Below are 285 nucleotides of genomic sequence, written 5' to 3'. Positions count from 1 at the left end.
TCGTACTTTAACCCAAAACACCACTTAATCATAGCTCTCTTAAACCAACCAATAGGTTTATATACAGCTATTTTTGTTTTGGTCTCTTCATGTATAAGGAAACCAAACACTTTCGGTTGTTCTATTCTATATCCTGTTTCCATATCAGTCATTTATTAGCTGAAATTGTACTGTGAAATTAAATTCATCTCTTAATCGCCTTATTTGTAAGACCTCATTAGGATTTTGCCCGTATGGGTAAAATATTGTCCTTTGACGTGTATTGCATCTTACACCCTTTTTCCT

The organism is Parabacteroides sp. AM08-6 (assembly GCF_003473295.1).
Classification (GTDB): Bacteria; Bacteroidota; Bacteroidia; order Bacteroidales; family Tannerellaceae; genus Parabacteroides.
This window is presented reverse-complemented; position numbering follows the sequence as displayed.